The organism is Mesorhizobium ventifaucium (genome assembly GCF_935822925.1).
GTDB lineage: Bacteria > Pseudomonadota > Alphaproteobacteria > Rhizobiales > Rhizobiaceae > Mesorhizobium > Mesorhizobium ventifaucium.
Genome location: NZ_CAKXZS010000009.1, coordinates 1 through 22574, shown reverse-complemented (window position 1 = coordinate 22574; position 22574 = coordinate 1). Strand labels below are relative to the sequence as shown.

Genomic DNA, 22574 nt, shown 5'->3' with positions numbered 1-22574 from the left:
CTGCGTGCATTTTCAATCCCGTTCCTTGCGTTATCGCGACTACATCGAGGAGAGGCCGCTGCCGGTAATCAGCCCGACGATCAAAGCTTACGATAGTCGAAGCCGATATCGAGGATCGGCGCGCTGTGAGTCAACCAGCCGATGGAAATCAGATCGACACCAGTCTGCGACGGTTGGCGGTGATCCTGCCAACGCCTCGGCAATCTCATGCCGTCGGAATACCCAAGCCGCCGACCAGCATGTATTTGGCCTCGACAAACTCTTCGATCCCGTAGTGAGAGCCTTCTCGGCCGAGCCCCGACTCCTTGACGCCACCAAACGGGGCCAGCTCGGTTGCCAGAAGGCCTTCATTCACGCCAACCATGCCAACCTCGAGAGCCTCGGCGACGCGCCAGCAGCGGCCGATATCCCTGCTGTAAAGATATGCGGCAAGGCCCGACGGCGTATCGTTCGCGAGTGCAACCGCCTCTTCTTCCGTTTCGAATTTGCAGACGGGGGCTAACGGTCCGAAAGTCTCCTCGCGGGTCAACAGCATACTGGTCGTGACGTTCTTTAGGACGGTGGGTTGTATGAAGTTGCCCCCCAATTCATGTCGCTCGCCGCCAACGACGATCTCGGCGCCGAGTTCAACGGCGTCCTTGATGTGCTCTTCGACCTTCCGAACAGCCGCTGCGTTTATCAATGGTCCCTGAACCACGCCACGACCGGTCCCGTCGCCTACCTTCAGCTTGGCGACTTCCTTCGCCAACAGTTCGATGAAGACGGAATACACACCGGACTGCACCAGGATTCGGTTCGCGCAGACGCAGGTTTGGCCGGTGTTGCGGAATTTCGCTTCGACGGCGCCCTTCACAGCTGCGTGGAGATCGGCGTCATCGAACACAATGAACGGAGCGTTCCCACCCAGTTCGAGCGCTACCTTCTTGATCGTTGAAGCGCACTGTCGCATCAGGATTTTCCCGACTTCCGTCGATCCGGTAAACGTAACCGCGCGCACCGCCGGGTTTGATGTCAGTTCCTCTCCGATCTCGAACGATTTTCCAGTAATTACATTGAGGACGCCGGCGGGGATACCGGCGCGCTGCCCCAGTTCGGCGAGCGCCAGGGCCGTTAGCGGCGTTTCGGTGGCCGGCTTGCAAACCACCGTACATCCAACCGCCAACGCGGCTCCCACCTTGCGAGTGATCATAGCCGCAGGAAAATTCCAGGGCGTAATGGCCGCCACGACCCCGACCGGCTGCTTGGTAACGACGATCCGGGCGTTCGCCTTGTGGGAAGGAATCGTTTCGCCGTAGACCCGCTTTGCTTCCTCGGCAAAGAATTCCAGGAAATTCGCAGCGTAATCGATCTCGCCGGCGGCCTCAGCGAGGGGTTTGCCCTGCTCGCTTGTGAGGATGAGTGCCAGATCATCCTTGTTCTCAATCATGAGTTCGTACCAGCGGCGGATGATCTTGCCGCGCTCTTTCGCAGTCATCCTGGACCAATGAGGGAATGCGGTCTGAGCGTGCTTTATGGCCAGCCGCGCATCTGCGCCGCCAAGTCTGGGCACGCTTCCTATCGCCTCATTCGTCGACGGGTTCTCGACGACGATTTCGGGATTGCCGATCCATTCTCCATTAACAAGACAGCGACTTTTGAGAAGCGATGCATCCTTGAGGTTCATTAACAGGCTCCACGAGTTCAAATGATATATTATGCAACATATACCATTGACAGGTGCGCTTGCCTAGTTATGCTGGGCTCACAAACCGGAAAGTTTTCGTCCGATGGCGCGTTCCGAAAAGGAAGCTGGCTAATGGAAATCGGCCGCAACACAACTTCAGGTAGTTCTCCGATCGTCAGCTTTCGCGGGGTGACAAAGAAGTTTGGCGGCACGGTAGCGGTCAACAATGTCAGCTTTGACGTGGAGCGTGGATCGATCCTCGCTCTGCTCGGCGAGAATGGCGCGGGCAAGTCGACCTTGATCAAGGTACTCGCCGGCATCCATCGTCCTGACGCAGGCGAAATCCTCGTCAATGGCCGGCAGCTTGATGGCAACGCCGAAAGCCATCCGATCTCGTTTATCCATCAGGACCTCGGCCTTATCGAATGGATGACGGTTGCCGAGAACATGGCGATGGCGACGGGTTTTCCTCGTCGGTGGGGCCTGATCGACTGGAACGAAGTGGAGCGCTCGGCTGCCGAGGCTCTCAAGGTGGTGGGCGGCGGAATCGACCCCAGGCAGCGAGTGTTCAGGCTATCCAGGGCAGAGAAGTCGCTGCTTACCATCGCGCGGGCGCTGGCGGTCGATGCCGAACTGCTGGTCCTGGATGAGCCGACGGCGAGCTTGCCAGAAGAGGACGTCGCGCGTCTGTTTGAGGTCCTGGAGCGGCTTCGCAAACGCGGTGTCGCAATAATCTACGTGTCGCACAGATTGGACGAGGTCTATCGCCTGGCGGATCGCGTCGTCGTCATGCGCGACGGCAAGCTCGTCGGCGATCGTCCTGTCTCAGAGACAAGCGCCCAGGATCTGGTTCTGATGATCGTCGGGCGACCTCCGTCAGAGGTATTCTCAAAGGCGCCGCCACCCGAGGCCGGGCCTGTGCTGGTGCTGCGGAGCCTTTCGGCTGGTGAGGTGGGGCCGGTATCGCTCGAGGTTCGGGCCGGGGAGATGGTGGCACTGGCCGGTCTTCGCGGCGCAGGCCAGGAGTTGATCGGGCGTGTTCTCTTCGGCCTGGAGCCGGTAGTCGACGGCTCGATGCACCTCAATGGTCGCTCCCTGACCCCTCGATCGCCGCGAGACGCGATGGCGACGGGCGTCGGCTTCGTCTCGGGAAACCGTCAGGAAGAGAGCCTGGCGATGAGCAATTCCATTCGCGAAAATCTGATGATCAATCCCGGTATGCGTGGACGAAAGCCTCTGCGATTGATGTCCAACGCCGCTGAAAGGCGCCAGGCGCGCGATCTGGCCGGACGGTTTTCAGTTCGTCCCAACGACCCCGAGTTGAGCATCAATTCCCTTAGCGGAGGAAACCAGCAGAAGGTCGTTCTCGCGCGATGGCTCGACTATGGCGGACAGTTGCTCATCCTTGAGGATCCGACGCAGGGCGTCGATGTCGGGGCGAAGGCCGAGATCTACGGTCTCCTCAACCAAGCGCTCGAGCGCGGCGCCGCGATTTTGATGATCTCGGCTGATTTCGAAGAAGTGGCCAATGTTTGCAATCGTGCGTTCGTGTTCAACCGCGGGCGTGTGGCGACCGAACTGGCGCGCGAGCAGCTATCGATGGAAACGCTGATCCATGCCGCGTCTGGATTGTCACGAAGGTCAAAGCACGAGTTCGAGGTAATTACATGACCAATCATTATGGCCAGTCGATACGATCCGATGCTTTGGAGCCGGGTCCCGACGATTATGCGGGGGGCGGCCCAAGCAGGATCGCCCACAAAATTGTCCGGTGGCTGCCCGTATACGGCCTTCCTGTCATAATGGTCCTGCTGATAGCCCTCTTCTCGATCCTCCTGCCGCAGACATTTCCGACGTTTCTGAATGTTCGCGCGATACTGGGAGACAAGGCGGTCATAGCGGTATTGGCGCTCGCGGCAATGGTGCCGATGGTGACAGGCAAAATAGATCTGTCCGTCGGATACGGGGTCGCCTTGTGGCATATTCTGGCCGTTGCGCTGATTGTTCAAAGCGATCTGCCGTGGCCAGTCGCAGTGCTCATCGTATTGCTCCTGGGGGCCATTCTCGGGGTGATAAACGGCCTGCTTGTCGAATTGGCTCAGATCGATGCTTTCATTGCGACGCTCGGCACGGGGACGATCCTTTATGCGATCTCCCTCTGGTACACAGGCGGTCGGCAGGTGGTTGGTCACCTGCCGGACGGCTTCCTGCTGATAAATGCGGGAGACATATTTGGCATACCCCTCCCCGCATTCTATGTGCTGGCCATCGCATTAGCGTTGTGGGTAGCCTTGGAATACCTCCCGCTCGGGCGCTATTTCTACGCAATCGGCGCCAACCCACGAGCCGCCCAACTGAATGGCATAAGCGTCAGGTCGTCCGTCATTCTCGCTTTCGTCGTCTCGGGAGTGCTGGGAGCGTTCGCGGGCGTGCTGTTGGCATCCAAGCTGCGCATTGGGCAGGCGAGCGTAGGCCTGGAGTTTCTGCTCCCCGCGCTCGTCGGAGCATTCCTGGGATCGACGACCATCCGGCCGGGGCGTGTGAACGTCTGGGGCACCCTCATTGGTGTGAGCATTCTCGCCGTTGGCATCTCGGGAATTCAGCAGTTCGGCGGTGAGTTCTACGTCGAGCCGCTGTTCAATGGGGCCACGCTAATCGTGGCTATCGGGCTGGCCAGTCATTCGGGTCGCAGAAGAGCCAAGGTAAAAGACGGCAGAAACGACAAAAAGAGAAGCGCTTAAGCGACGCGATGGAGCGTGTTTCACTGAAACACCGAGTATTAATCACATCATAGGGGAACTGAAAATGCCGGATAATAATACTTTCAATCATCCACGCGCAATGACTATTGCCCTACTTGCGTTTTCCATGTCGAGCTTCGCCGTGGAGCGCGCGTTCGCGCAAGAATATCTCGCGGAAGCCGCAAAAATAGTGGCCACAGCCACAGGTCGGCAGGCCGAATGGACCGGGCCGACGTCTGGACCCAAGGCTCAAGCCGACAAGTTGGTCGTGTATGTTTCCGCCGATCAACAGAATGGCGGCGTTCTCGGTGTAGGCGAAGGCGTGAAGGAAGCCGCAAAGGCTATCGGCTGGGAGTTCCGGCTGATCGATGGGCGCGGCACCGTCTCGGGTCGAACGGCCGCCTTGAACCAGGCGATCGCACTCAAGCCCAGTGGAATTATACTTGGAAGTGTCGATGCGAAGGAAATTGGTCCGGGACTTGAACTGGCCAAGCAGCAGGGAATCACGGTCGTCGGTTGGCATTCGCTGGCCAAGCCCGGCTCAGCTCCCGAGATCGGCATCTTTACCAACCTGGCAACGGACGCAAACGACGTCGCGACAGCTGCAGCCAGTTACGTGATCAACGAATCGAAAGGAAAGGCGGGCGTCGTCATCTATACCGACTCCACATACGACATCTCGATCGTGAAATCGAACAAGATGAAAGAGGTGATCGAACGCTGTGGCGAGTGTAAGGTGCTCGAGCTCGTCGATACTCCACTTAGCGACACATCTGCCCGAATTCCGCCGCTCACAACCTCCTTTCTGCAAAAGTACGGCGAACAGTGGACGCACACGCTCGGCATCAACGATCTGTACTTCGATGCAGCCGCTCCCGCGCTTCGGAACGCCGGGCTGTCCCCGGCGGGCCGGCCACGCAATATTTCTGCTGGCGACGGCAGCATCGCGGCATTTCAGAGAATTCGTGAGAAGCAATTCCAGGCAGGCACGGTCGCAGAGCCGCTCAGCCTGCATGGCTGGCAGGCCGTCGATGAACTGAACAGGGCGTTTGCGGGCCAGCCGCCAAGCGGCTTCGTTGCGCCGGTTCATTTGGTGACCCCGGACAATATCGCCGACGACGGCGGTCCCAAGAATCTCAACGATCCGGACAATGGATACCGCGACGCCTACAGGAAGTTGTGGGGCAAGAACTAGGGTCGATTGCCCGATAACGAGGCTTATCGCTGCCGCGCGAGCAGCAATCGGCAGCGGTAAGTTTTTTCAGATGAATTCGCGGGTCTGGTTGTGACGGACGCTTCCGTCATGCACCCTGCGAAGTAGAAAGAGAGAATGGATATGGATGTGACTAATTTGCGGTCCCTCGGCTCGTCGCCGTTGCAGGTGAATCCTTTGTCGTTCGGCGGAGCCACGATCGGAGATCTGTGGGAAAATCTCGATGATTCTTTTGCGGAAGGCGTTGTCCGCACTGCATATGACGCGGGTATTCGCTTGTTTGACACTGCCCCCTTTTATGGACACGGGTTGAGCGACTACAGGATCGGGCACGCGCTCAGACAGCTTCCGCGCGATAGCTATACAATCAGCACCAAGGTCGGTCGTTGGTTGAAGCCGCAAGCACGCCACAAGATCGATAGAGGATTCTGGCTCGGCACGCTCGATTTCGAATCGATCGTGGACTACTCCTACGACGGCATCATGCGGTCAGTTGAGCAGTCGTATCAACGACTGGCGACCAATCGTTTGGATATTCTCCTGATCCACGATGTCGATGTGTGGAGTCACGGGTCGCGAGAATTGGCCGACAAGTATTTCAAACAGGTCATGGACAGTGGGTATCGTGCGCTGACTGAGTTGCGTAGCAACGGAGACGTCAAGGCGATCGGCGTAGGTGTCAACGAGGCGGATATGTGCGCCCGCTTTGCCAAAGCCGGAGACTTCGACTGCATGCTTTTGGCGGGACGCTACACGCTTTACGAACAGACCGCCCTCGAAGAGTTTTTGCCGCTTTGTGTGGAAAAGAACATCGGCATCCTGGCTGGGGGCGTATTCAATTCGGGCATCCTTGCGACAGGGAGCCAGAAGGATGCTCGCTACAACTACAAGGAGGCGCCCGCCCAAGTTGTGCAGAAGGTCAGCAGGATCGAAGACGTTTGCAAGCGCCACAACGTCCCGCTGGCTGCGGCCGCCATCCAGTTTCCCTTGGGACACGAAAAGGTAAGTAGCGTCGCGGTGGGAATGTCGAAACCGGAAAGGGTGCAGCAGTGCCTTGACCTGATCCGGCATCCCATCCCGAACGACCTGTGGGCGGAATTGAAGCACGAGGGGCTGCTGCCCGAATCTGCTCCAGTTCCGACCGTTTGAGACGTCAAAGCCGATCGCTTTACGTCTTCACTATCAACTGGGAGCGAGCGTCGTGACCGGACGGATTGTCTGTTTCACTGCTCGCTTCGCCTGAGGTGGAACATTGCTATGGGAGAACGGAGAAGAATGGCCATCAAGAGATACGAATCTGACGCGCACATGAGTCGCGTGGTCGAAGCCAACGGTATGATCTTCCTGACCGGAGTTACGGCGCAAGATCGATCCAACAATCTGAAGGATCAGACGGCCGAGGTGCTTTCTACGATCGATCAGAAGTTGATGCTCGCTGGAAGCGACAAATCCAAGGTGCTTTCGGCGACCTGCTATTTGTCGGACAAGTCCAAAGAGCCCGAGATGAACGAGGCGTGGGAGGCCTGGGTGCAGCCGGGTTGTCAGCCGGCGCGCGCGACCGTCGGCGCCACGCTTGGAAGTCCGGATACGCTCGTCGAGATCGTCCTCATAGCGATGAAGTAGGCCGTTCCATGGTGGACCAGATTTGCATGGGCGAATTTCGAAACTGAGCAACCATGTTGGGGATGCCGCACGGGTTGATCCTCGGCGGCATCTCTTCGCCTCCGCTACGAGCGAGTATCAGTCGAGTGCAGCCAGAACCGCAGCTGTGATGGCGTCGGTCTTGTCTTTGCCCGGGACGGTGCCAATGCCTTGAGTGGTGGTCTTTTCGAGCGCGGCCATGACCAGGCTCGCCGCGCTCGCCTCGCCCAGATGTTCCAGCATCATCGCGCCTGACCAGACGGCGGCTATCGGATTGGCGGTGCCGAGATGGGCGATATCAGGTGCCGAGCCGTGGACTGGCTCGAACATCGAAGGTGCGCTGCGATCGGGGTTGATGTTGGCCGAGGCAGCGAAACCGAGACCTCCCTGGATGGCGGCGCCAAGATCTGTCAAGATGTCGCCGAAGAGATTGGAGGCCACGACTACGTCGAGGCTTTCGGGCGCCATAATCATACGTGCCGCCATCGCGTCGATGTGAAAGCTGGAAACGCAGACATCGGAATATTCGGCGGCGAGCTTGTGGGTCATCTCGTCCCAGAAAACCATCGAGTATTTCTGGGCGTTTGACTTGGTCACAGAGGCGAGCCTGCCGCGACGCTTGCGCGCTTGCTCGAAACCGAAGCGCAGAATGCGCTCGACGCCCATGCGGGTGAAGATGGAGGTCTCGACCGCCACCTCCTCGGACGTCCCTTGATGCACGCGCCCGCCTGCCCCGGAATACTCGCCTTCCGTATTCTCACGTATGCAGACGATGTCGAAGTCTTGCGACTTTAGCGGTCCCTGCACTCCCGGCAGAAGCCGATGCGGACGGATGTTGGCATATTGGACGAACGCTTTGCGGATCGGCAGCAGCAGGCCGTGCAGCGAGACCGAATCCGGTACTTCTGCCGGCCAGCCGACGGCACCCAGCAGGATGGCATCGAAACCCCGCAATGTCTCGATGCCGTTGGCTGGCATCATTGCGCCGGTTTCCTTGTAGAAAGCGCAGGACCAGCGGAATTCCTTCCCTTCAAGGTGGAACCCGCAGGTCTTTGCAGCCGCACCGAGGACCTCCCACGTCGCATCGGTGACGCTGCTGCCAATGCCGTCCCCAGGGATGAGTGCGATGTTGTAGCTGTTCATCATTCAACCCGTTCGATGTCCAGGCGACTGCCTAGAGCACTCGCGCGAAACGCCATCATCGACAGCCCGAGACGCGGCCCCCTGGGCCGGCTCGCCAGCCTCGTCATAGTCCGAGCCCTTCCTTGTTCTTCGCGAGAAAATCCGTGAATGTTGCACCGCGCTGGAAGGCGCTGTTCTCGATGATTGCGCGGAGCAGAGGCAGGTTGCTTACAAACTCACCCATCCGGACCTCTGCGAGCGCGCTGCGCATCCGCTCGATCGCCTCCTGTCTATCGGCCCCGTGGCAGATGATCTTGGCGATCAGTGAATCGAAGTGGGGCGTGACCCTGTCGCCCTCCCTGTAGCCGGTTTCGATCCGAACCCCGTTTCCTTGCGGGGGAAAGGACAAGTTTCGCAGTTCGCCAGGCGACGGCAGAAACATGCGGTTCGGATTTTCGGCGCACAGCCTCACCTCGATCGCGCTTCCGCGAAGTGCGATATCGGACTGCGGCACGTCGTTCGGCCCGATCTGACCCGAGGCCACAGCGAGTTGCAGTTCCACAAGATCCCGGCCCGTGACCATTTCGGTAACGGGATGTTCGACCTGAATTCGCGTGTTCATCTCCAGGAAGAAAAAGTCTTGAGACACTCCGTCGACGATGAATTCAAGCGTTCCGACTCCGCGGTAGGATACGCTGCGCGCCAGCGCGAGGGCTGCCGCTGTCATGCTCTGCCTTACGCCTTCATCGATGCCGGGGGACGGGCTTTCCTCGACGATCTTCTGGAAGCGACGCTGTATCGAGCACTCACGCTCGAACAGATGCACGGCTTCGCCGTTGCCGAATCCGAGAACCTGCACTTCAACGTGCCGGGCATTGCGGATGTAGCGTTCGAGGAAGATCGTGCCGTCATTGAAAGAGCGCGCTGCCAGACTTTGTGTCGATCGGGCGGCGTCCTCCAGATCCTGCGCCTGTTCAACGACGCGCATTCCGATGCCGCCCCCGCCTGCGCAGGATTTGACCAGCAAGGGATACCCCACAGCGTCCCCGGCATCCCTGATCCTGGAGAGGTCGCCCTCGGCAAAACGTGGGCTTCCCGGCACAACTGGAACGCCGGCTGCCTCGGCCAGGCTGCGGGCCCGTTCCTTGTCACCCATGGCTGCGATCGTCTCAGGACGGGGGCCAATGAATATGAGCCCCGCATCTTCTACGGCTTGAGCAAAGCCCTCGTTTTCGGCCAGAAACCCATACCCGGGGTGGATCGCGTCGGCGCCCGTCTTGATCGCCGCTGCTATGATCGCGGCGCCGTCAAGATATGACTTCACCGGTGTCGCTGCCTGGATGGCGACGCTCTCCTTCGCCATCAGCACATGCTGGGCATCATCCTCCACGGACGAGTGAATAGCGACCGTGGCATAACCCAGAGCGTGACATGTCCTCATTATGCGGCACGCGATCTCACCGCGGTTGGCGACTAGTACCTTCTTCATGCCGATTCCTTTGGCCGAGAATTTTGGACCTTATTATTGACGCATAGTTGGTATATGATACACCTTCAAGCCTAAAGTTGGTATATGATGTATCGTGGGAGTGATAAGTTCCTCCCGATTCAAGCTTGAAAGGAGCAGGTCGGATGACGGGCGTGACTGTGAACTGCGACATGGGAGAGTCTTTCGGCATCTACAGTTTCGGCAGCGACGAGGCATGTCTCCCGTTCGTGACGCATGCGAACATCGCTTGCGGATTCCACGCCTCCGACCCGATCGTCATGCGCAAGACAGTCCGCCTTGCGAAGGAGCACGGGGTGAAGATCGGATCTCATCCCGGGCTGCCCGACCGGGAAGGCTTCGGGCGGCGCGAGATGCGCATGACCCGGGAAGAGGTCTCCGCCCTTGTCATCTACCAGACCGGGGCGCTCGATGCCTTCGCTCGCGCCGAAGGAGTGGCGCTGTCCCACATCAAGCCGCATGGCTCCCTTATGGGCATGGCCCAGCGCGAAGAGCATGTCGCAATGGGTATCGCGGATGCTGCGGAAATGTTCGGATTGCCGCTGATCGCCAACGCAAATTGCGTGATGTCGGAAGTGTATGCTCGCCGGGGATTGGCATTCTCTTGCGAGTTCTATGTCGATCTCGACTATGACGATGACGGTCGGCAAATCATCACCATGGAGCATCCGCCCGTCGCCGCAGAAATGGTTGCCAGGAAGGTGCGCCGCGCCATTCTCGAAGGGCTGACAACTTCGATTTACGGAAAGGAAGTGTCGGTGGTGGCGGAGTCGATCTGCGTTCATAGCGACACGCCGGGAGCCTTGGCGGTCGCGAAGACCGTCCACGAAACCTTGGCCGCGATGCAGTAGCGGGAACCCGGCGATGCGCTTTGTCAGCGGAGCGGCCGCGCATCAAATGTCCCTGAAAGCGATGGGGCCGATCATGCATGCGATTGGCGCGGGTTTCGGGCCGAATAAACGGGCGCGCCTGTTCTCCGGCGGCAATGTGGTGACCGAACTCGCAACAGGATTTGATGTAGCTCGGTTCATGGTGCCGGATCACGGTTCGGGGCGGGCAGTTCCGAGAATGCTGGCTGAGCTTTTGCACAGTGCAGACCGCGATCTCGGTGACGGCACAACGCGTCTCGCGGTCTTGACCCACGCCATGTTCCGCGAGGCGGTGCAGGCGGTCGAGGCCGGGATAGACAGCCGGCAGCTCGGTCACGCGCTGCGCGGCATTGTCGAGAGCTTCGCATCGAACCTTGCCAGCCAAGCGAACTCCGAACCGAGCTTGATCGCTGTCGCACGAACCGCCGGGGCCGATGTCGAGTTGGCCGGGTTGATTGGCAAGGCGGCTGCCAGTGTCGGTGCTGGTGGCTTGATAGAGGTCTCGAAGGGAGGCGATGTCCGACCGCAATTGCAGTTTCACGATTGTTTCCTGCTGGAAGCCGAGCCGGTCCTCGGCGAAATGGCAGGCTGCGAGTTCAGCAATGCTTATCTGCTGGTGGCCAACGAAATCATCGATGATTTCGGTCACCTTGTGCCGTTGCTTGAGGCGTTCGCCTCGCATGGGAAATGCCTTGTCATTCTGGCGCGCGATGTCACTGGTCTCGCACGCCAGACCCTCGCGGTGAACCGCGCATCGCCTGACCTCGCCGTGGTGGCCTTTCGGCCGCGGGCGGTCGGGCAGGAAGCGGCCGACGTGCTTGAGGACGTGTCGATAGCCACGAGCGCCGAACTCGTCTGCAGTCTTCAAGGCAGTAGCCTATCATCGCTACGGCCTGCCATGCTCGGGCGCGCCGGCGGATTCCGGTACAGCGCAGGGCGAATCCATTTACGCAATCCCGCCGGTTCCGCGGAGGCCTGCACCGCCAGAAACCGCGCACTCGTTGCCGAAGCGAATCGCAAGCGGCTTCTATCCCTCGACAGGGAGCGGCTGGTGCGGCGTGCCGCGTGGTTGCGAAGAAGCTTTGCCGAACTGCTGCTGGCCCAATTTGGCTCACGCGAGTCGGAGACAATGCTCAGTCAAGCCAGGCGCGCCGTCTCGTCGACGATGTCGGCACTCGAAGGCGGAACAATTGTTGGTGGCGCAAGCTCGTGGGCGAGAGCGGTGCCTGATGCGGACAGCCCCGAGGCCAGGGCTGCTCGTCGCTGCTTGATGGCGGGCATCGTCAGCTTGCATGAGCGCATCGTCTACAACCGATCCGGTGCATCCGGCTCAACTCGCGATGTTCTCGCCGCAGGTGCGATGCTCGCCTCCCTTCCGGTGGATGTGGAGATCCAGGATCCACTGCTTCTCACCACCCGGATTTTCGAGCGCGCGGCCTCGGCCGCCGAAGCGTTCCTGGGAGGTGACGCTATCCTTACTGGAAGATGATCCGGCGGCTGGGAGTCGTCGGCAAGAACATAAATGAAAAATGGGGTACTCGCTTTGCAATTTAACGCCGGCTCAACGGCCATGCTGGAGATCGAGGGTGCAACGCACCGCTACGGCGAATTGACTGCGCTCGACAATGTCTCTCTTTCCGCAAGGCAGGGAGAGTTTCTGACAATTTTGGGCGAGAGTGGCTCCGGCAAGACTACCCTGCTGCGCGTCATCTCAGGGCTTGAGCAACCTACGGAAGTCGGCAAGCTGATGATCGGCGGCGAGAACGTCGTCGGCGTGCCGCCTTCGCGGCGCAATTGCACGACGGTCTTCCAATCCTACGCGCTTTTTCCGCACATGAGCGTTGCGGAAAACATCGCATACGGACTCGTCGTGCGGGGCATCTCACGCGACGATGCGCGCAAGCAAGCATCCAAGGCGCTCGAGACGGTGAGGCTTCCAGGTTTTGAGGATCGTCGCGTATCGCAGCTATCTGGAGGCCAGAAACAGCGCGTTGCAATCGCGCGCGCCATCGTGACGCGTCCTGCAGTGCTCTTGCTGGACGAGCCGCTAGGAGCACTGGACGAACGGCTCCGCCTAAACATGCAGAACGAGCTGACTGATCTGCAAAGGCAGCTCAAGACGACGTTCGTCTACATCACTCATAGCCAGGAAGAAGCATTGGCGATGAGTGATCGCATCGTTCTGATGCGATCTGGGCGCATCGAGCAATTGGGAACGCCCTCAGAATTGTTCGATCTTCCGACAAGCACATTTGCGGCAGAGTTCATGGGCTTCGAGAACCTGCTGCCTGGGGTGGCAAGATCGGTCGACGGGAACCTGGTCAGCGTAGCGTTGAGCGGTGGCAGCCCAGTGGTGGGCATCGCCGCAAATCCTGCCGGGATCTCGCAGGGGGATCTGGTCACTATAGCCATACGGGCCGAGCGCCTCAGCCATTCAGACGTTTCGCGCAAGCAATGCCGCCATCTCAATACCCTTGCCGGCACCAAAATCGATCAGCGGTACCGCGGAAAATACTCCGACCTCGATATCGAGACCGCTGCAGGCAAATTGAAAGTTCGGACCTGGGACAACGCCAGCCTTCCGGAGGAGATCAGCTCTGTAAGCTGGAGAGCTGAAGACTGCATCGTTCTACCGACAGCAGCTAACCGCAAAACATAAAAGGGGAATGAAATGAAGGACAAGTTTTCGACAACCACGCAGTTGGGCCTGACACGGCGCGGGTTTCTGCAATCGACGGCTGTCGCTGCCGGTGCGGCCGTCCTCGGAACGAGCTTTGCCGAGACAGCTCAAGCGGCAGCATCCAATGTCGTGCGCGGCTATGGCGTTACGACATCGCAGCTCAAGGACTGGTCCATCATGCAGAAGTCTACCGGCGTCTCGATGGAGTTCACGGGCACCAACAACTCGGTCGGCGTGTTCCTGCGCGACGTCGTCGCCTCCCAACTGGGAGACGATGCCGATATTTTCGTCTTCGAGTCCGGCACGGAAGACGTGCTGGGACCGCAGGGTATTTACCTCAAGATCGACGAGAAGCATCCGGAGCTGACGCTGTGGGACCGCACTCCCGATGAATGGAAGCGTTCCGAAACCGTGGTCGACAAGGAAGGCGTGCAGTACGGCGTTCCGGTGATCGGCAATGCCGACAGCTTCGGCTATTATCCAGACAAGATGGATGCCGCGTCGGACGGCAATGACGAACTCTCCTGGTCACTGATGTTTGATGACGAGAAGACTCGAGGTCGCGTCGCTTATGACCAGACCTGGACCTACTCGATCGGAGTGGCGGCCCTCTACCTGATGGGCCTCGGAAAGATCGGGGTCAAGGATGTCGCCGACATGACCGGCGAGGAAGCCGCGAAGGTCGTAAATTTCCTCATCGAGAGGAAGAAGGCCGGACAGTTCCGCACGCTCCACACCGCTTTTGAGGAGCAAATACAGCTGCTCTCCAGCGGGACCGTGGATGTCATAAATTGCTGGGAACCAGCGGTCCGCGAAACCAACAAGAGCCTTGGTTCCGACAAAACGCGTTATGCATACACCAAGGAGGGTTACTTCAAGTGGGGGCACGGCGCATACATCGCTGCTCAAGCCGAGGGGCGCGGAAACCTCGACAACATCTACAAGGTGCTGAACTACTATCTCGGTGGCGAGTATCGTGCGATCCAGGCTCGAGACCGTGGCTATGCCGGACCAAACATGGACCTCGGCGTGCAGTATGCCAAGGAAAACGGGTGGTCTGCGGAAGAGATCGAGAACTTGAGCAATACCGAGAAGAAAGTCGCCCGAAAGTTCGCCAAACCCTACACGAGCACGACGACACCGACGAACTCCGATGCCATCGAGGAAGAGTGGCAGCGTTTCCTCAACGCCTGAGGGCTTTCCTCTGAAAACGGATTGCCCCGCTGAATGCGGGGCAATCTTCCACTCGCGGTTTCTTCGAGGACGAACAGCATGGCGGCAGTTTCGAGAAGTGCTCTGTCCAAAAGCCTCAGTCGGCTGAGGCCAGCGAGCAACACGCTCGTCAACCTCTATTTCGTGTTGTGGTTCTGCCTCGTCATCATCCCTCTTCTCGTCCTGTTCTCATTCAGCTTCTTCGAAACGAAGAGTTTCGTGACGACCTACACTCCGACTTTGAACACGTGGCTTTCGTTGCTGGATTCCGGCCGTCTTACGGTATCGCTGCGGACACTCAGAATCGCTCTCACGGTAACGCTGATCGAGTTCCTCATCGCTTTCCCGTTCGCCTTGTGGCTGGCCAAGGGAGGGGTCGCCAAGTCGACGCAGGCAATCATCCTTGCTCTTTTGACAATTCCGTTCTTCCTCGACTTGTCGTCGCGCATAATAATCTGGCGATCCATTCTCAGTGAGAATGGCCTGATCAGCCACCTTCTGGTTGAGTCCGGACTGACAAGCGGTCCGGTTGACTGGCTTCTCTACAACGAGTGGGCCGTGCATTTCGGCATGCTGGTCACGTATTTTCCGACCATGGTTCTGCCGATCTACATGGCTATTTCCATAATCGACGATGCGCTGATTCAGGCGAGCGCCGATCTGGGAGCCAGCCGCAAGGACACGCTGCTCAGGATCATCGTACCGCTGTCACTTCCCGGAATTCTCGCTGGCGTCATCCTGACGCTTGGACCGGCACTGGCCGCATGGATCGAGCCAAGCATGCTTGGCGGAGGGTTTGTAAACCTGCTCAGCAATTCAGTTGAAAGTGCATACAGCGCGTTGCGCTACCCGGTCGTCGCGGCGCTCTCCAGCTTCGTCATGCTCATGCTGGCGATCCTCGTGGTCGCGCTCGCGATCCTCGCAAGGCGGTTCGGTAGTCTCGGCGCCGTTTTCTCGACCTTGAGGAGCTAGCCGATGAATACGCTCGCCATCGATCATCCGGCGGTTCGCCCGACACGGACGCAGCTCGGAGACTGGACGGCCTGGACTGTCATGGCCAAATGGGGCGGCCTTCTGTTTATCTTTCTGATCTATTTTCCGCTCGCCTGGCTGGCCCTGATGTCGATCAGCGAGCGCCCGCTTTCCGGCATTCCGTTGCCCCTGACGATGGACAATTACCGAGCGCTTGTCGACGACACAAGGTGGGTGGCTCCGTTCAGCATCAGCCTGCTCATTGCTGTTTTCGTCGGCATCGTCAGTGCGATCGCCGCCACGCTTGTGGGGCGGCACCTTCCGAACGCCAAGCGGTCGGGGCTCAAACTGTTGCTTTGCGTGATTCCTCTCTTCGTGCCTGGAATGTCCATGGGTGCAGCGCTTTTCATCGTCTTCCGGGCGATGTTGGGGCTAAAGCTCGGATACTGGTCGATCATTGCAGGCCACTTTATTTGGGCATTTCCCTTTGGCCTGCTGGTCGTTCTTGTCCTCACATCTCGCTTCGACCATAGACTGGTGGAGGCGGCAGAGGATCTCGGAGCCTCGAAGCTGCGCACCTTCCTTGACATCGAGTTGCCGATCCTGCGTCCCGGCATAGTAGGAGCTGGCCTTTTTGGCTTCCTGCTGTCGTTCAATGAAGTGCTGCGAACCATGTTCCTTCGCGGCACGTCGACGACCATGCCTATCTACAACTGGACGATGGCGGCGTCCCAGCAATCCCAGGTTCCGATTATTTTCGCTTTAGCCACGATCATACTGCTGGTGACACTACCGCTGTTGGCCGGAGTTTTCTGGGTGCTTTATGCGAGGATCGACAAGTCATGACGTTGCGTAATGCCGCCCCGTTTGCGGCTGCAGGAACACCGTTCTTAGTGGTGGCATGCGGGGGTGGCATGCGGATCGCTTGCCTTCATACCCGGCGATCTGCTCAAGGCCGCAGTTGCAGCGATCGCCGCAGTCGATAGCCGAAGTCACTTCATTCGGCGGCGAGTGCCCTATCAAGCGCTGCAAGGAACATATCCGCGTTCTCGCGCGAGAAAACCAGCGGGGGACGTATTTTCAGGACGTTGTAGCCTTTGCCGCAGACGCTGATCAGTACGCCATCGTCGCGCATCCGATTGACAACGCGGGTCGTTGCCTCCCTGCCCGCCTTTGCGCTTGTCTGGTCAGTTACTATCTCCAGGCCGAAGATAAGGCCGGCGCCGCGAACGTCGCCGACAATGTCATGCCGAGCTTTCAATTTCGAAAGTCCCTCGGCCATGTGAGCACCGACGACACGCGCGTTCTCCTGGAGCTTCTCATCCTGTATTGCCTGCAGCACTGCAAATGCAGCGGCGCAGGACACGGCATTGCCGCCGAAGGTATTGAAGTAGCGCGCGTTTTCACCAAACTCTTGCAAGATCTCCGGACGGATCACCGTAGCGGAAATGGGCTGCCCGTTGCCCATCGGCTTTCCAAGCGTAACCATGTCAGGCTCGACGCCGTGGCGTTGAAAGCCCCACATGAAGTCGCCGGTTCGTGCGAATCCAGGCTGCACTTCGTCAGCGACGAAGATCCCCCCGGCCGCTCGGATCGCGTCTACCGCCCCTTTCAGGAACCCTCCTGGATCGGCCAGGACGCCATCGCTGGTGAACAAGCTGTCGACAATCAGCATCGCTGGCTTGATGCCGTGGCGCAGCAGATCGTCGATAGCGGACTTCACATCCGCAGTGAATTTGGCGCCGATATCGCAATGTGGGTAGTGGTAGGCGTGCGGCGACGGGACCGTGCGCACGTGGACGCCCAAATTGACCGATTTCCCAAGCGACGGCGAGAACTGGGAAACCGTGTCACTGATACCGTGATAGGACATATCCGTGACAATCACGCCAGTCCCGCCTGTATGGAATTTCGCGATGCGATAGGCGAGATCGTTGGCTTCGCTTCCAGTACAGGCAAACATGACATGACCGAGCGCCGACGGAAACGTGGCGAGCAGCCTTTCGGCATAATCAAGGATCAGCGAGTGAAGGTACCGGGTGTTCGTGGCAAGTATGCCAACCTGCTCGCGGATCGCTTCCACAACCCGCGGGTGGCAGTGCCCGAGCGAGGTGACATTGTTGTACACATCCAAATAGGGCCTGCCATTGACGTCGTAGAGCCAAACACCTTCGCCGCGCACGAGATGCAGCGGATTTTCGTACATCAGCCGGTACGCAGGTCCCAGCAGCCTGTAGCGCCGGGCGACCATGGCATCGTCTTCTGAACTCAAGTTGCCCTGCCCCGGCACAAATGCATTCGGCATGGACAGGTCGATCTTCTTGGACATTCACACGTCTCCTTGCCCACGCATCGCTGATCGTCAGCTCTCTGAACGCCGCCACCGCTCCGACAGCCAGCGTGAGGCGGACACGGGCTTCGCTTGCAAAATGACACGGACAAGCTCTGCTATATGATGCACCATACACCAGTCAAGTCGAGTTATTGGTCGTCATCAACCTAGACAGGCCGACGCGGTGGAGATATATGTTATATCAACATTCTGGACAGGTCGCCCTATGATTTACGACGAGCCGCGGTATCGCATTGCCGGAGACCGCTTCATCGAGGTGGAATTAGGAAATGAACTCACATTCGACCTGAATGTCATCGTCCACAATCTCGCGGCAGCAGTCGAGCAGGCGGGCATCGCGGGATTGATCGAGCTCATACCCGAGCTGGCGTCGTTTCAGGTGTCCTACGATCCCGACCGTATCGGCTACGACGACATCGTGCGTGAGATAGAAGGCGTGCGTCACTCGCTGACCGGATCGGGGGCCTCGGAACGTGAGAGCCGGCTCTTCCACGTGCCGCTGTTTTATTTCGATCCCTGGACGGCGGAGTGCGTCGAGGAGTACCGCGCAAAAGTAAGGGATAAGGTGCTGGACCCCGACTATTTGTGCGAGATCAATGGCCTGGCGGACCGCCGTGAACTGATGCGGGTCCACTCTGGAACAGAGTATTGGGTGGCTGCCCTGGGTTTCTGGCCGGGCCTCTGCTCGCTGATGCCGCTCGATCCGCGTAGCCGGCTGATCGCGCCGAAATACAATCCTCCCAGGATGTGGACCCCAAAAGGCACCATTGGGCTCGGCGGCGGCCTGACATCCATCTATCCGGACCGTACGCCCGGCGGCTACCAGATCTTCGCACGGACACCCATGCCTATTTGGGACCGCGAGGGCCGTCTGCCCGCCTTCAAGGACAGCCTCGCGCTGTTCAGGGCCGGCGACCGCGTTCGCTTCGTCCCAATCGATCGCGAAGAATATGACCATGTGGAACGCAAGGTCGCGGACGGGACGTATCAACACCCCTGTGTCGAGTACCAAACATTCTCGGTGGCGCGATACCGACAGTGGCGGGACAGCATTCTGGAGGACGGCCGATGATCGAAGTCATCAAGCCAGGCCTTGAAACTTCTATCCAGGAGCTTCCCGGTCGTCTTGGTTTCTGGGCCCAAGGATTTCCGCCATCCGGTCCGGTGGATGAATGGTCATTCCGCCTTGCCAACCTTCTGGTCGGCAACGACCGCGACGCGGCGGCGCTCGAGTGCCAATTCCTCGGACCATCGCTGCGCTTCAACGCCGATGGATTCATTGCCATAGCAGGGGCACCGATGGGAGCAGCCATCGATGGTGTGCCGATCCGGATGTGGGTGACAGTTCCGGTCAAGACCGGGCAGATCCTGACCATGGGCGCGGCAACGACCGGCGCCCGGACCTACGTGGCATTTGCGGGCGGCATCGACACACCGCCGGTGCTGGGTTCCCGTTCGACGTTCCATATGGCCGGTGTCGGCGGCATTGATGGCTTCGCGCTCAAGGCCGGTCAAACGATCCCGCTCGCATCCGCCAATGGTTCCGCAGGCCATCTCAGGGTTCCTGAGGAGGCCCGCCCCGCGATCGGCGAAAGCTCGGCGGCCCTTGTCGAATGCATGCCCGGACCTAATGACGACTGGCTGGACGAAGCCGCCATCGACATGTTTTTCGCAAGCGAATGGTCGGTGCAGGCTCGCAGCAATCGCACCGGCATCCGTCTTTCCGGTCCAACCTTCACATTTGCGGAAAAAGCCCTCAACAAGTTGCCCGAACACGGCCAGGACGCTTCCAACATCGTAGACCATGGCTACCCGCTCGGCGCCGTCAATCTCGCGGGGCAGACGCCGATCATCCTCATCAATGACGGACCCAGCGCGGGTGGTTTCATAAATCCATTCACGATCCCGAGGGCTGCCTTCTGGAAGCTTGCCCACCTGCGGCCCAACACCGTAGTGCGCTTCAGGAAAGTCGATCTGGCCGAGGCCAACGCCATGCGCCGCGAACTCGACCGACGCTGCAGAATCGAGACGCTTCTCGGGGATTTCAATCCCCCGGAACTGGCGGACCCAACACCGAAGAGAGGAAAGATGCCGTCTGCCTTGGCGACGCCGCCCCCGTCGGCTTTCAGGACACAATCACCCAAGATGTCACTGGGCGACATTCAGGATGTGCTCGCGAAGAACTATGGAATCCGGGGCGCCGTGACGTTGCTTACGAGCGAACGCGATCTGACCGCCCATGTCGTGGCCGCACACGGCGGTCGCGAGTTCGTTTTCAAGGTAGCCAATTCCTCGGAAGACCCAGCAGTTGTCGACCTGCAGAACAAGGCTCTCGACCATGTCGCCTCGATGTCCTGCGACGTTCCCGTTCCTGAAGTGATCCGGTCACTTGACGGCGCTTCCCAGATCACGCTGCACATCGATGGCAATCGACATGTCGCACGCACGCTCAGCTATCTCCAGGGTGTGCCCGTGCACATGACGCAATCCACCTCCAAACAGCGAAAGGCGCTGGGTGCTTCCCTCGCCGGCCTGTCGCTGGCGCTGGCTGACTTCACTCATCCTGCTGCCGGACATGGAATCCTTTGGGACCTGAAGAATACCGCCAAGCTCGAAGAGCACACGCAATCCATAAGCGATGCCGCCAAACGGAAGCTGGTCGAGAAAACCATGTGCCGCTTCCGCGATCATGTGAAGGTGATCGAGCCATCGCTGCGGCATCAAGTCGTCCACAACGATTTCAACCCCCACAACGTTCTGGTGGATCAATCCGAGCACGACAGAGTGAGCGGCATATTGGACTTCGGCGATGTGGTCGACACGCCGGTCATTTACGACGTGGCAGTCGCCTGCTCGTACCAGGTGACGAGTTCAGGACATCCGCTTTCGCTTGCGACTGAGCTGCTGTCCGCCTACCACGCTGTCAATCCTCTCCTCGATGAGGAGATCGATATCCTTTTCGACCTCATCAACACGAGGAACGCGATGACGGTCACAATTACGGAATGGCGATCGAAGCTCTACCCTGAGAACAGCGCCTATATCCTTCGCAACAACCCTCGGGCGTCGCTCGCCCTGCAGCAGTACGCGACGATTTCCGAAAGGGATGCACGCTCAGCTTTCCGCAATGCTTGCGGCATTCAGTAACCTGCAGCAAACAATTTCCACCGGCTTGGACAAGATCATGCAAACCAACGTTTTGACGGATACCCCTGGAAATATCTGGAAAGTCATGGCATCCGTCGGCGACATCGTAGAAGCCGGCCAGACGCTCTTCATCATGGAGTTGATGAAAACCGAAGTGCCCCATACAAGCCCGGTGGCAGGAAAGGTCTCTGCGATCAACATTTCGGAAGGCCAGGAGGGTGTCGATGCCGGTGCCGTGGCCGTGGTCATCGAACACCAGTAGCGCGCTGGTCGAACCGCTGCGTCGCGACATACAAGCAGACGTTGTGTACAAGGCCGGGGCGGCCCTGCGCCCGGTATAAGAGAATTATTGTCTCCCCCCCCGGACTGCACTATATCATATATCAACTTGGGGAGAGCGTCCATTGTCGAAGATCGAGTATAAAACACTGAACGACCACGCATACGAGGCCATCAAAAAGGGTCTCATGGCAGCGGAGTTCGGACCGGGCCAACCACTTATCATACGCAACCTGGCCGAAACCTACGGCATTTCAACGACCCCCGTCAGGGAGGCGCTGCAACGCCTCGTGGCTGAACGGCTTCTCGACCTGCTGCCAAACCGGACGATAGCGGTTCCGGAGCTAAATGCCGAAAAATTTGCGGAGATCCTTCGCATCCGTTGTGCGCTTGAAGGCCTGGCTGCAGAACTCGGCGCGAAATATCTGGAGAAAGTGCATCTTCGCCGCCTCAAGAAGCTATTGCAAGCAATGGAAGCGGCACTCGAGCGAGACGACTACGACACCTATAGGTCCACGAACCAGCAGTTTCATTTCACGCTTTATGATTGTGCCGATTCGCCGCAACTGCTTCAGATCATACAGGACTTGTGGGGGCGCGCCGGGCCTTACATGAAAGTCCTGTTCATGGACGGCCGTTACAGGACCATCGCGAACGACGAACATCGGAAAATCATCGCGGCGTTGGAGGACGGCGACATATCGGGGGTCCGCGACCATATCGTCTCCGACGTGGAATCGGCCTGCCTCATCATACTGGAGGAACTCCAGGCAAAGCCGACTCTATTGAACCAGCCCGGACCGTCGTAGGGAACTCGCGCGGAAGCGCCTGGACGGGATGTGGTAATGTGCAAATGTCGTTATCGCAAACCGCTGCGCGCCACCCTGGGGTCAGGGGCGAGATCCGGCCAGCAATGAGTTGGGGGTGAATAGGCGCGTCGCCCGACAGCAGACGATGCTATGCGAACGCTGCGGGAACCGGTGGATCAGTTCCGCGCCTTGCTATTCTCGGCATTGAGCTTTGCGTCTGCTCGTCCTATAAGGCCGCGCGCAGCGCGCATGTACTGACTGTTGGGGCGTAGCCAAGTGGTAAGGCATCGGTTTTTGGTACCGACAATCCCAGGTTCGAATCCTGGCGCCCCAGCCAAACTCAAAAGGTCCATTCTGGACACATAG

General features: G+C 59.0%; 19 protein-coding genes and 1 tRNA gene. 16 read left to right on the top strand and 4 right to left on the bottom strand.

Annotated elements, in window-relative coordinates; all coding sequences use genetic code 11:
- Positions 1–205 precede the first annotated feature (205 nt).
- The gene (locus NMG70_RS06950) at positions 206–1663 is read right to left on the bottom strand and encodes an NAD-dependent succinate-semialdehyde dehydrogenase (RefSeq protein WP_254023844.1); all 1458 of its coding nucleotides are present in this window, start codon (positions 1661–1663) and stop codon (positions 206–208) included.
- Between the two features lie 132 nt (positions 1664–1795).
- Between NMG70_RS06950 and NMG70_RS06945 the strand changes: the two genes are divergently transcribed.
- The 5 genes from NMG70_RS06945 to NMG70_RS06925 all read left to right on the top strand — a co-directional run bounded on the left by NMG70_RS06945 (position 1796) and on the right by NMG70_RS06925 (position 7240).
- The gene (locus NMG70_RS06945) at positions 1796–3334 is read left to right on the top strand and encodes a sugar ABC transporter ATP-binding protein (protein WP_254023843.1); all 1539 of its coding nucleotides are present in this window, start codon (positions 1796–1798) and stop codon (positions 3332–3334) included.
- Positions 3331–4404, top strand: coding sequence for an ABC transporter permease (locus NMG70_RS06940; protein WP_254023842.1), 1074 nt, complete (start codon positions 3331–3333; stop codon positions 4402–4404). Before NMG70_RS06945 ends, NMG70_RS06940 begins: the two co-directional genes overlap by 4 nt.
- Positions 4405–4468: 64 nt before the next feature.
- On the top strand, positions 4469–5599 hold the full coding sequence (locus NMG70_RS06935; protein ID WP_254023841.1) for a substrate-binding domain-containing protein: 1131 nt from the start codon (positions 4469–4471) through the stop codon (positions 5597–5599).
- Between the two features lie 135 nt (positions 5600–5734).
- Positions 5735–6766 (top strand): aldo/keto reductase, encoded by a 1032-nt coding sequence (locus NMG70_RS06930; protein WP_367185507.1) that lies wholly within the window; start codon positions 5735–5737, stop codon positions 6764–6766.
- Between the two features lie 126 nt (positions 6767–6892).
- Positions 6893–7240: a RidA family protein gene (locus NMG70_RS06925; RefSeq protein ID WP_254023840.1), complete on the top strand. Its 348-nt coding sequence runs from the start codon at positions 6893–6895 to the stop codon at positions 7238–7240.
- 117 nt (positions 7241–7357) lie between these two features.
- Here the strand turns inward: NMG70_RS06925 and NMG70_RS06920 are convergent, their stop codons facing one another.
- Together NMG70_RS06920 and NMG70_RS06915 are read right to left on the bottom strand one after the other, a co-directional pair.
- The gene (locus NMG70_RS06920; protein WP_254023967.1) at positions 7358–8401 is read right to left on the bottom strand and encodes a tartrate dehydrogenase; all 1044 of its coding nucleotides are present in this window, start codon (positions 8399–8401) and stop codon (positions 7358–7360) included.
- A gap of 103 nt (positions 8402–8504) precedes the next feature.
- A complete protein-coding gene (locus tag NMG70_RS06915; protein WP_301555132.1) occupies positions 8505–9869 on the bottom strand; it encodes an acetyl-CoA carboxylase biotin carboxylase subunit in 1365 nt (454 codons plus the stop codon).
- 143 nt (positions 9870–10012) lie between these two features.
- Here NMG70_RS06915 and pxpA point away from each other — a divergent pair, with 143 nt between their 5' ends.
- The 6 genes from pxpA (at position 10013) to NMG70_RS06885 (ending at position 16466) form a co-directional block, all read left to right on the top strand.
- Positions 10013–10738 (top strand): 5-oxoprolinase subunit PxpA, encoded by a 726-nt coding sequence (gene pxpA / locus NMG70_RS06910; protein ID WP_254023839.1) that lies wholly within the window; start codon positions 10013–10015, stop codon positions 10736–10738.
- A gap of 13 nt (positions 10739–10751) precedes the next feature.
- Positions 10752–12245: a TCP-1/cpn60 chaperonin family protein gene (locus NMG70_RS06905; RefSeq protein ID WP_254023838.1), complete on the top strand. Its 1494-nt coding sequence runs from the start codon at positions 10752–10754 to the stop codon at positions 12243–12245.
- 33 nt (positions 12246–12278) lie between these two features.
- Entirely contained in the window at positions 12279–13415 is a 1137-nt protein-coding gene (locus tag NMG70_RS06900) for an ABC transporter ATP-binding protein (RefSeq protein ID WP_254023837.1), read from the top strand.
- Positions 13416–13427: 12 nt separating this feature from the next.
- Positions 13428–14630, top strand: a complete 1203-nt coding sequence (locus tag NMG70_RS06895; RefSeq protein ID WP_254023836.1) for an ABC transporter substrate-binding protein — start codon at positions 13428–13430, stop codon at positions 14628–14630.
- Between the two features lie 78 nt (positions 14631–14708).
- Positions 14709–15620 carry an ABC transporter permease gene (locus tag NMG70_RS06890; protein WP_254023835.1) on the top strand — a complete coding sequence of 304 codons (912 nt, stop codon included), beginning with the start codon at positions 14709–14711 and terminating at the stop codon, positions 15618–15620.
- 81 nt (positions 15621–15701) lie between these two features.
- Positions 15702–16466, top strand: coding sequence for an ABC transporter permease (locus NMG70_RS06885; RefSeq protein ID WP_254023834.1), 765 nt, complete (start codon positions 15702–15704; stop codon positions 16464–16466).
- 151 nt (positions 16467–16617) lie between these two features.
- Here NMG70_RS06885 and NMG70_RS06880 read toward each other — a convergent pair whose 3' ends face one another.
- Positions 16618–17931, bottom strand: a complete 1314-nt coding sequence (locus tag NMG70_RS06880; RefSeq protein ID WP_436798357.1) for an aspartate aminotransferase family protein — start codon at positions 17929–17931, stop codon at positions 16618–16620.
- A gap of 247 nt (positions 17932–18178) precedes the next feature.
- On the opposite strand from NMG70_RS06880, the gene NMG70_RS06875 reads away from it, so the two are divergent.
- The 5 genes from NMG70_RS06875 to NMG70_RS06855 all read left to right on the top strand — a co-directional run bounded on the left by NMG70_RS06875 (position 18179) and on the right by NMG70_RS06855 (position 22545).
- Positions 18179–19045 (top strand): 5-oxoprolinase subunit B family protein, encoded by an 867-nt coding sequence (locus NMG70_RS06875; protein ID WP_254023833.1) that lies wholly within the window; start codon positions 18179–18181, stop codon positions 19043–19045.
- Complete coding sequence (locus NMG70_RS06870) at positions 19042–21120, top strand: 5-oxoprolinase/urea amidolyase family protein (RefSeq protein ID WP_254023832.1); 2079 nt, start codon at positions 19042–19044, stop codon at positions 21118–21120. The genes NMG70_RS06875 and NMG70_RS06870 overlap by 4 nt, the downstream gene beginning before the upstream one ends.
- A gap of 37 nt (positions 21121–21157) precedes the next feature.
- On the top strand, positions 21158–21382 hold the full coding sequence (locus NMG70_RS06865) for an acyl-CoA carboxylase biotin carboxyl carrier protein subunit (RefSeq protein WP_254023831.1): 225 nt from the start codon (positions 21158–21160) through the stop codon (positions 21380–21382).
- Positions 21383–21524: 142 nt separating this feature from the next.
- Entirely contained in the window at positions 21525–22208 is a 684-nt protein-coding gene (locus NMG70_RS06860; protein ID WP_254023830.1) for a GntR family transcriptional regulator, read from the top strand.
- A 262-nt stretch (positions 22209–22470) separates the two neighbouring features.
- Positions 22471–22545, top strand: a tRNA-Gln gene (locus NMG70_RS06855).
- The last annotated feature ends 29 nt before the right edge of the window (positions 22546–22574 follow it).

What these genes read in the sequence shown, in the direction of transcription:
- NMG70_RS06920 (WP_254023967.1), bottom strand. Translation starts at nt 8,401, where the DNA reads ATGAACAGCTACAACATCGCACTCATCCCTGGGGACGGCATTGGCAGC.
- NMG70_RS06870 (WP_254023832.1), top strand. Translation starts at nt 19,042, where the DNA reads ATGATCGAAGTCATCAAGCCAGGCCTTGAAACTTCTATCCAGGAGCTT.
- NMG70_RS06930 (WP_367185507.1), top strand. Translation starts at nt 5,735, where the DNA reads ATGGATATGGATGTGACTAATTTGCGGTCCCTCGGCTCGTCGCCGTTG.
- NMG70_RS06925 (WP_254023840.1), top strand. Translation starts at nt 6,893, where the DNA reads ATGGCCATCAAGAGATACGAATCTGACGCGCACATGAGTCGCGTGGTC.
- NMG70_RS06895 (WP_254023836.1), top strand. Translation starts at nt 13,428, where the DNA reads ATGAAGGACAAGTTTTCGACAACCACGCAGTTGGGCCTGACACGGCGC.
- NMG70_RS06945 (WP_254023843.1), top strand. Translation starts at nt 1,796, where the DNA reads ATGGAAATCGGCCGCAACACAACTTCAGGTAGTTCTCCGATCGTCAGC.
- NMG70_RS06905 (WP_254023838.1), top strand. Translation starts at nt 10,752, where the DNA reads ATGCGCTTTGTCAGCGGAGCGGCCGCGCATCAAATGTCCCTGAAAGCG.
- NMG70_RS06865 (WP_254023831.1), top strand. Translation starts at nt 21,158, where the DNA reads ATGCAAACCAACGTTTTGACGGATACCCCTGGAAATATCTGGAAAGTC.
- NMG70_RS06940 (WP_254023842.1), top strand. Translation starts at nt 3,331, where the DNA reads ATGACCAATCATTATGGCCAGTCGATACGATCCGATGCTTTGGAGCCG.
- NMG70_RS06915 (WP_301555132.1), bottom strand. Translation starts at nt 9,869, where the DNA reads ATGAAGAAGGTACTAGTCGCCAACCGCGGTGAGATCGCGTGCCGCATA.
- NMG70_RS06890 (WP_254023835.1), top strand. Translation starts at nt 14,709, where the DNA reads ATGGCGGCAGTTTCGAGAAGTGCTCTGTCCAAAAGCCTCAGTCGGCTG.
- NMG70_RS06900 (WP_254023837.1), top strand. Translation starts at nt 12,279, where the DNA reads ATGAAAAATGGGGTACTCGCTTTGCAATTTAACGCCGGCTCAACGGCC.
- NMG70_RS06885 (WP_254023834.1), top strand. Translation starts at nt 15,702, where the DNA reads ATGGCCAAATGGGGCGGCCTTCTGTTTATCTTTCTGATCTATTTTCCG.
- NMG70_RS06950 (WP_254023844.1), bottom strand. Translation starts at nt 1,663, where the DNA reads ATGAACCTCAAGGATGCATCGCTTCTCAAAAGTCGCTGTCTTGTTAAT.
- pxpA (WP_254023839.1), top strand. Translation starts at nt 10,013, where the DNA reads ATGACGGGCGTGACTGTGAACTGCGACATGGGAGAGTCTTTCGGCATC.
- NMG70_RS06935 (WP_254023841.1), top strand. Translation starts at nt 4,469, where the DNA reads ATGCCGGATAATAATACTTTCAATCATCCACGCGCAATGACTATTGCC.
- NMG70_RS06875 (WP_254023833.1), top strand. Translation starts at nt 18,179, where the DNA reads ATGATTTACGACGAGCCGCGGTATCGCATTGCCGGAGACCGCTTCATC.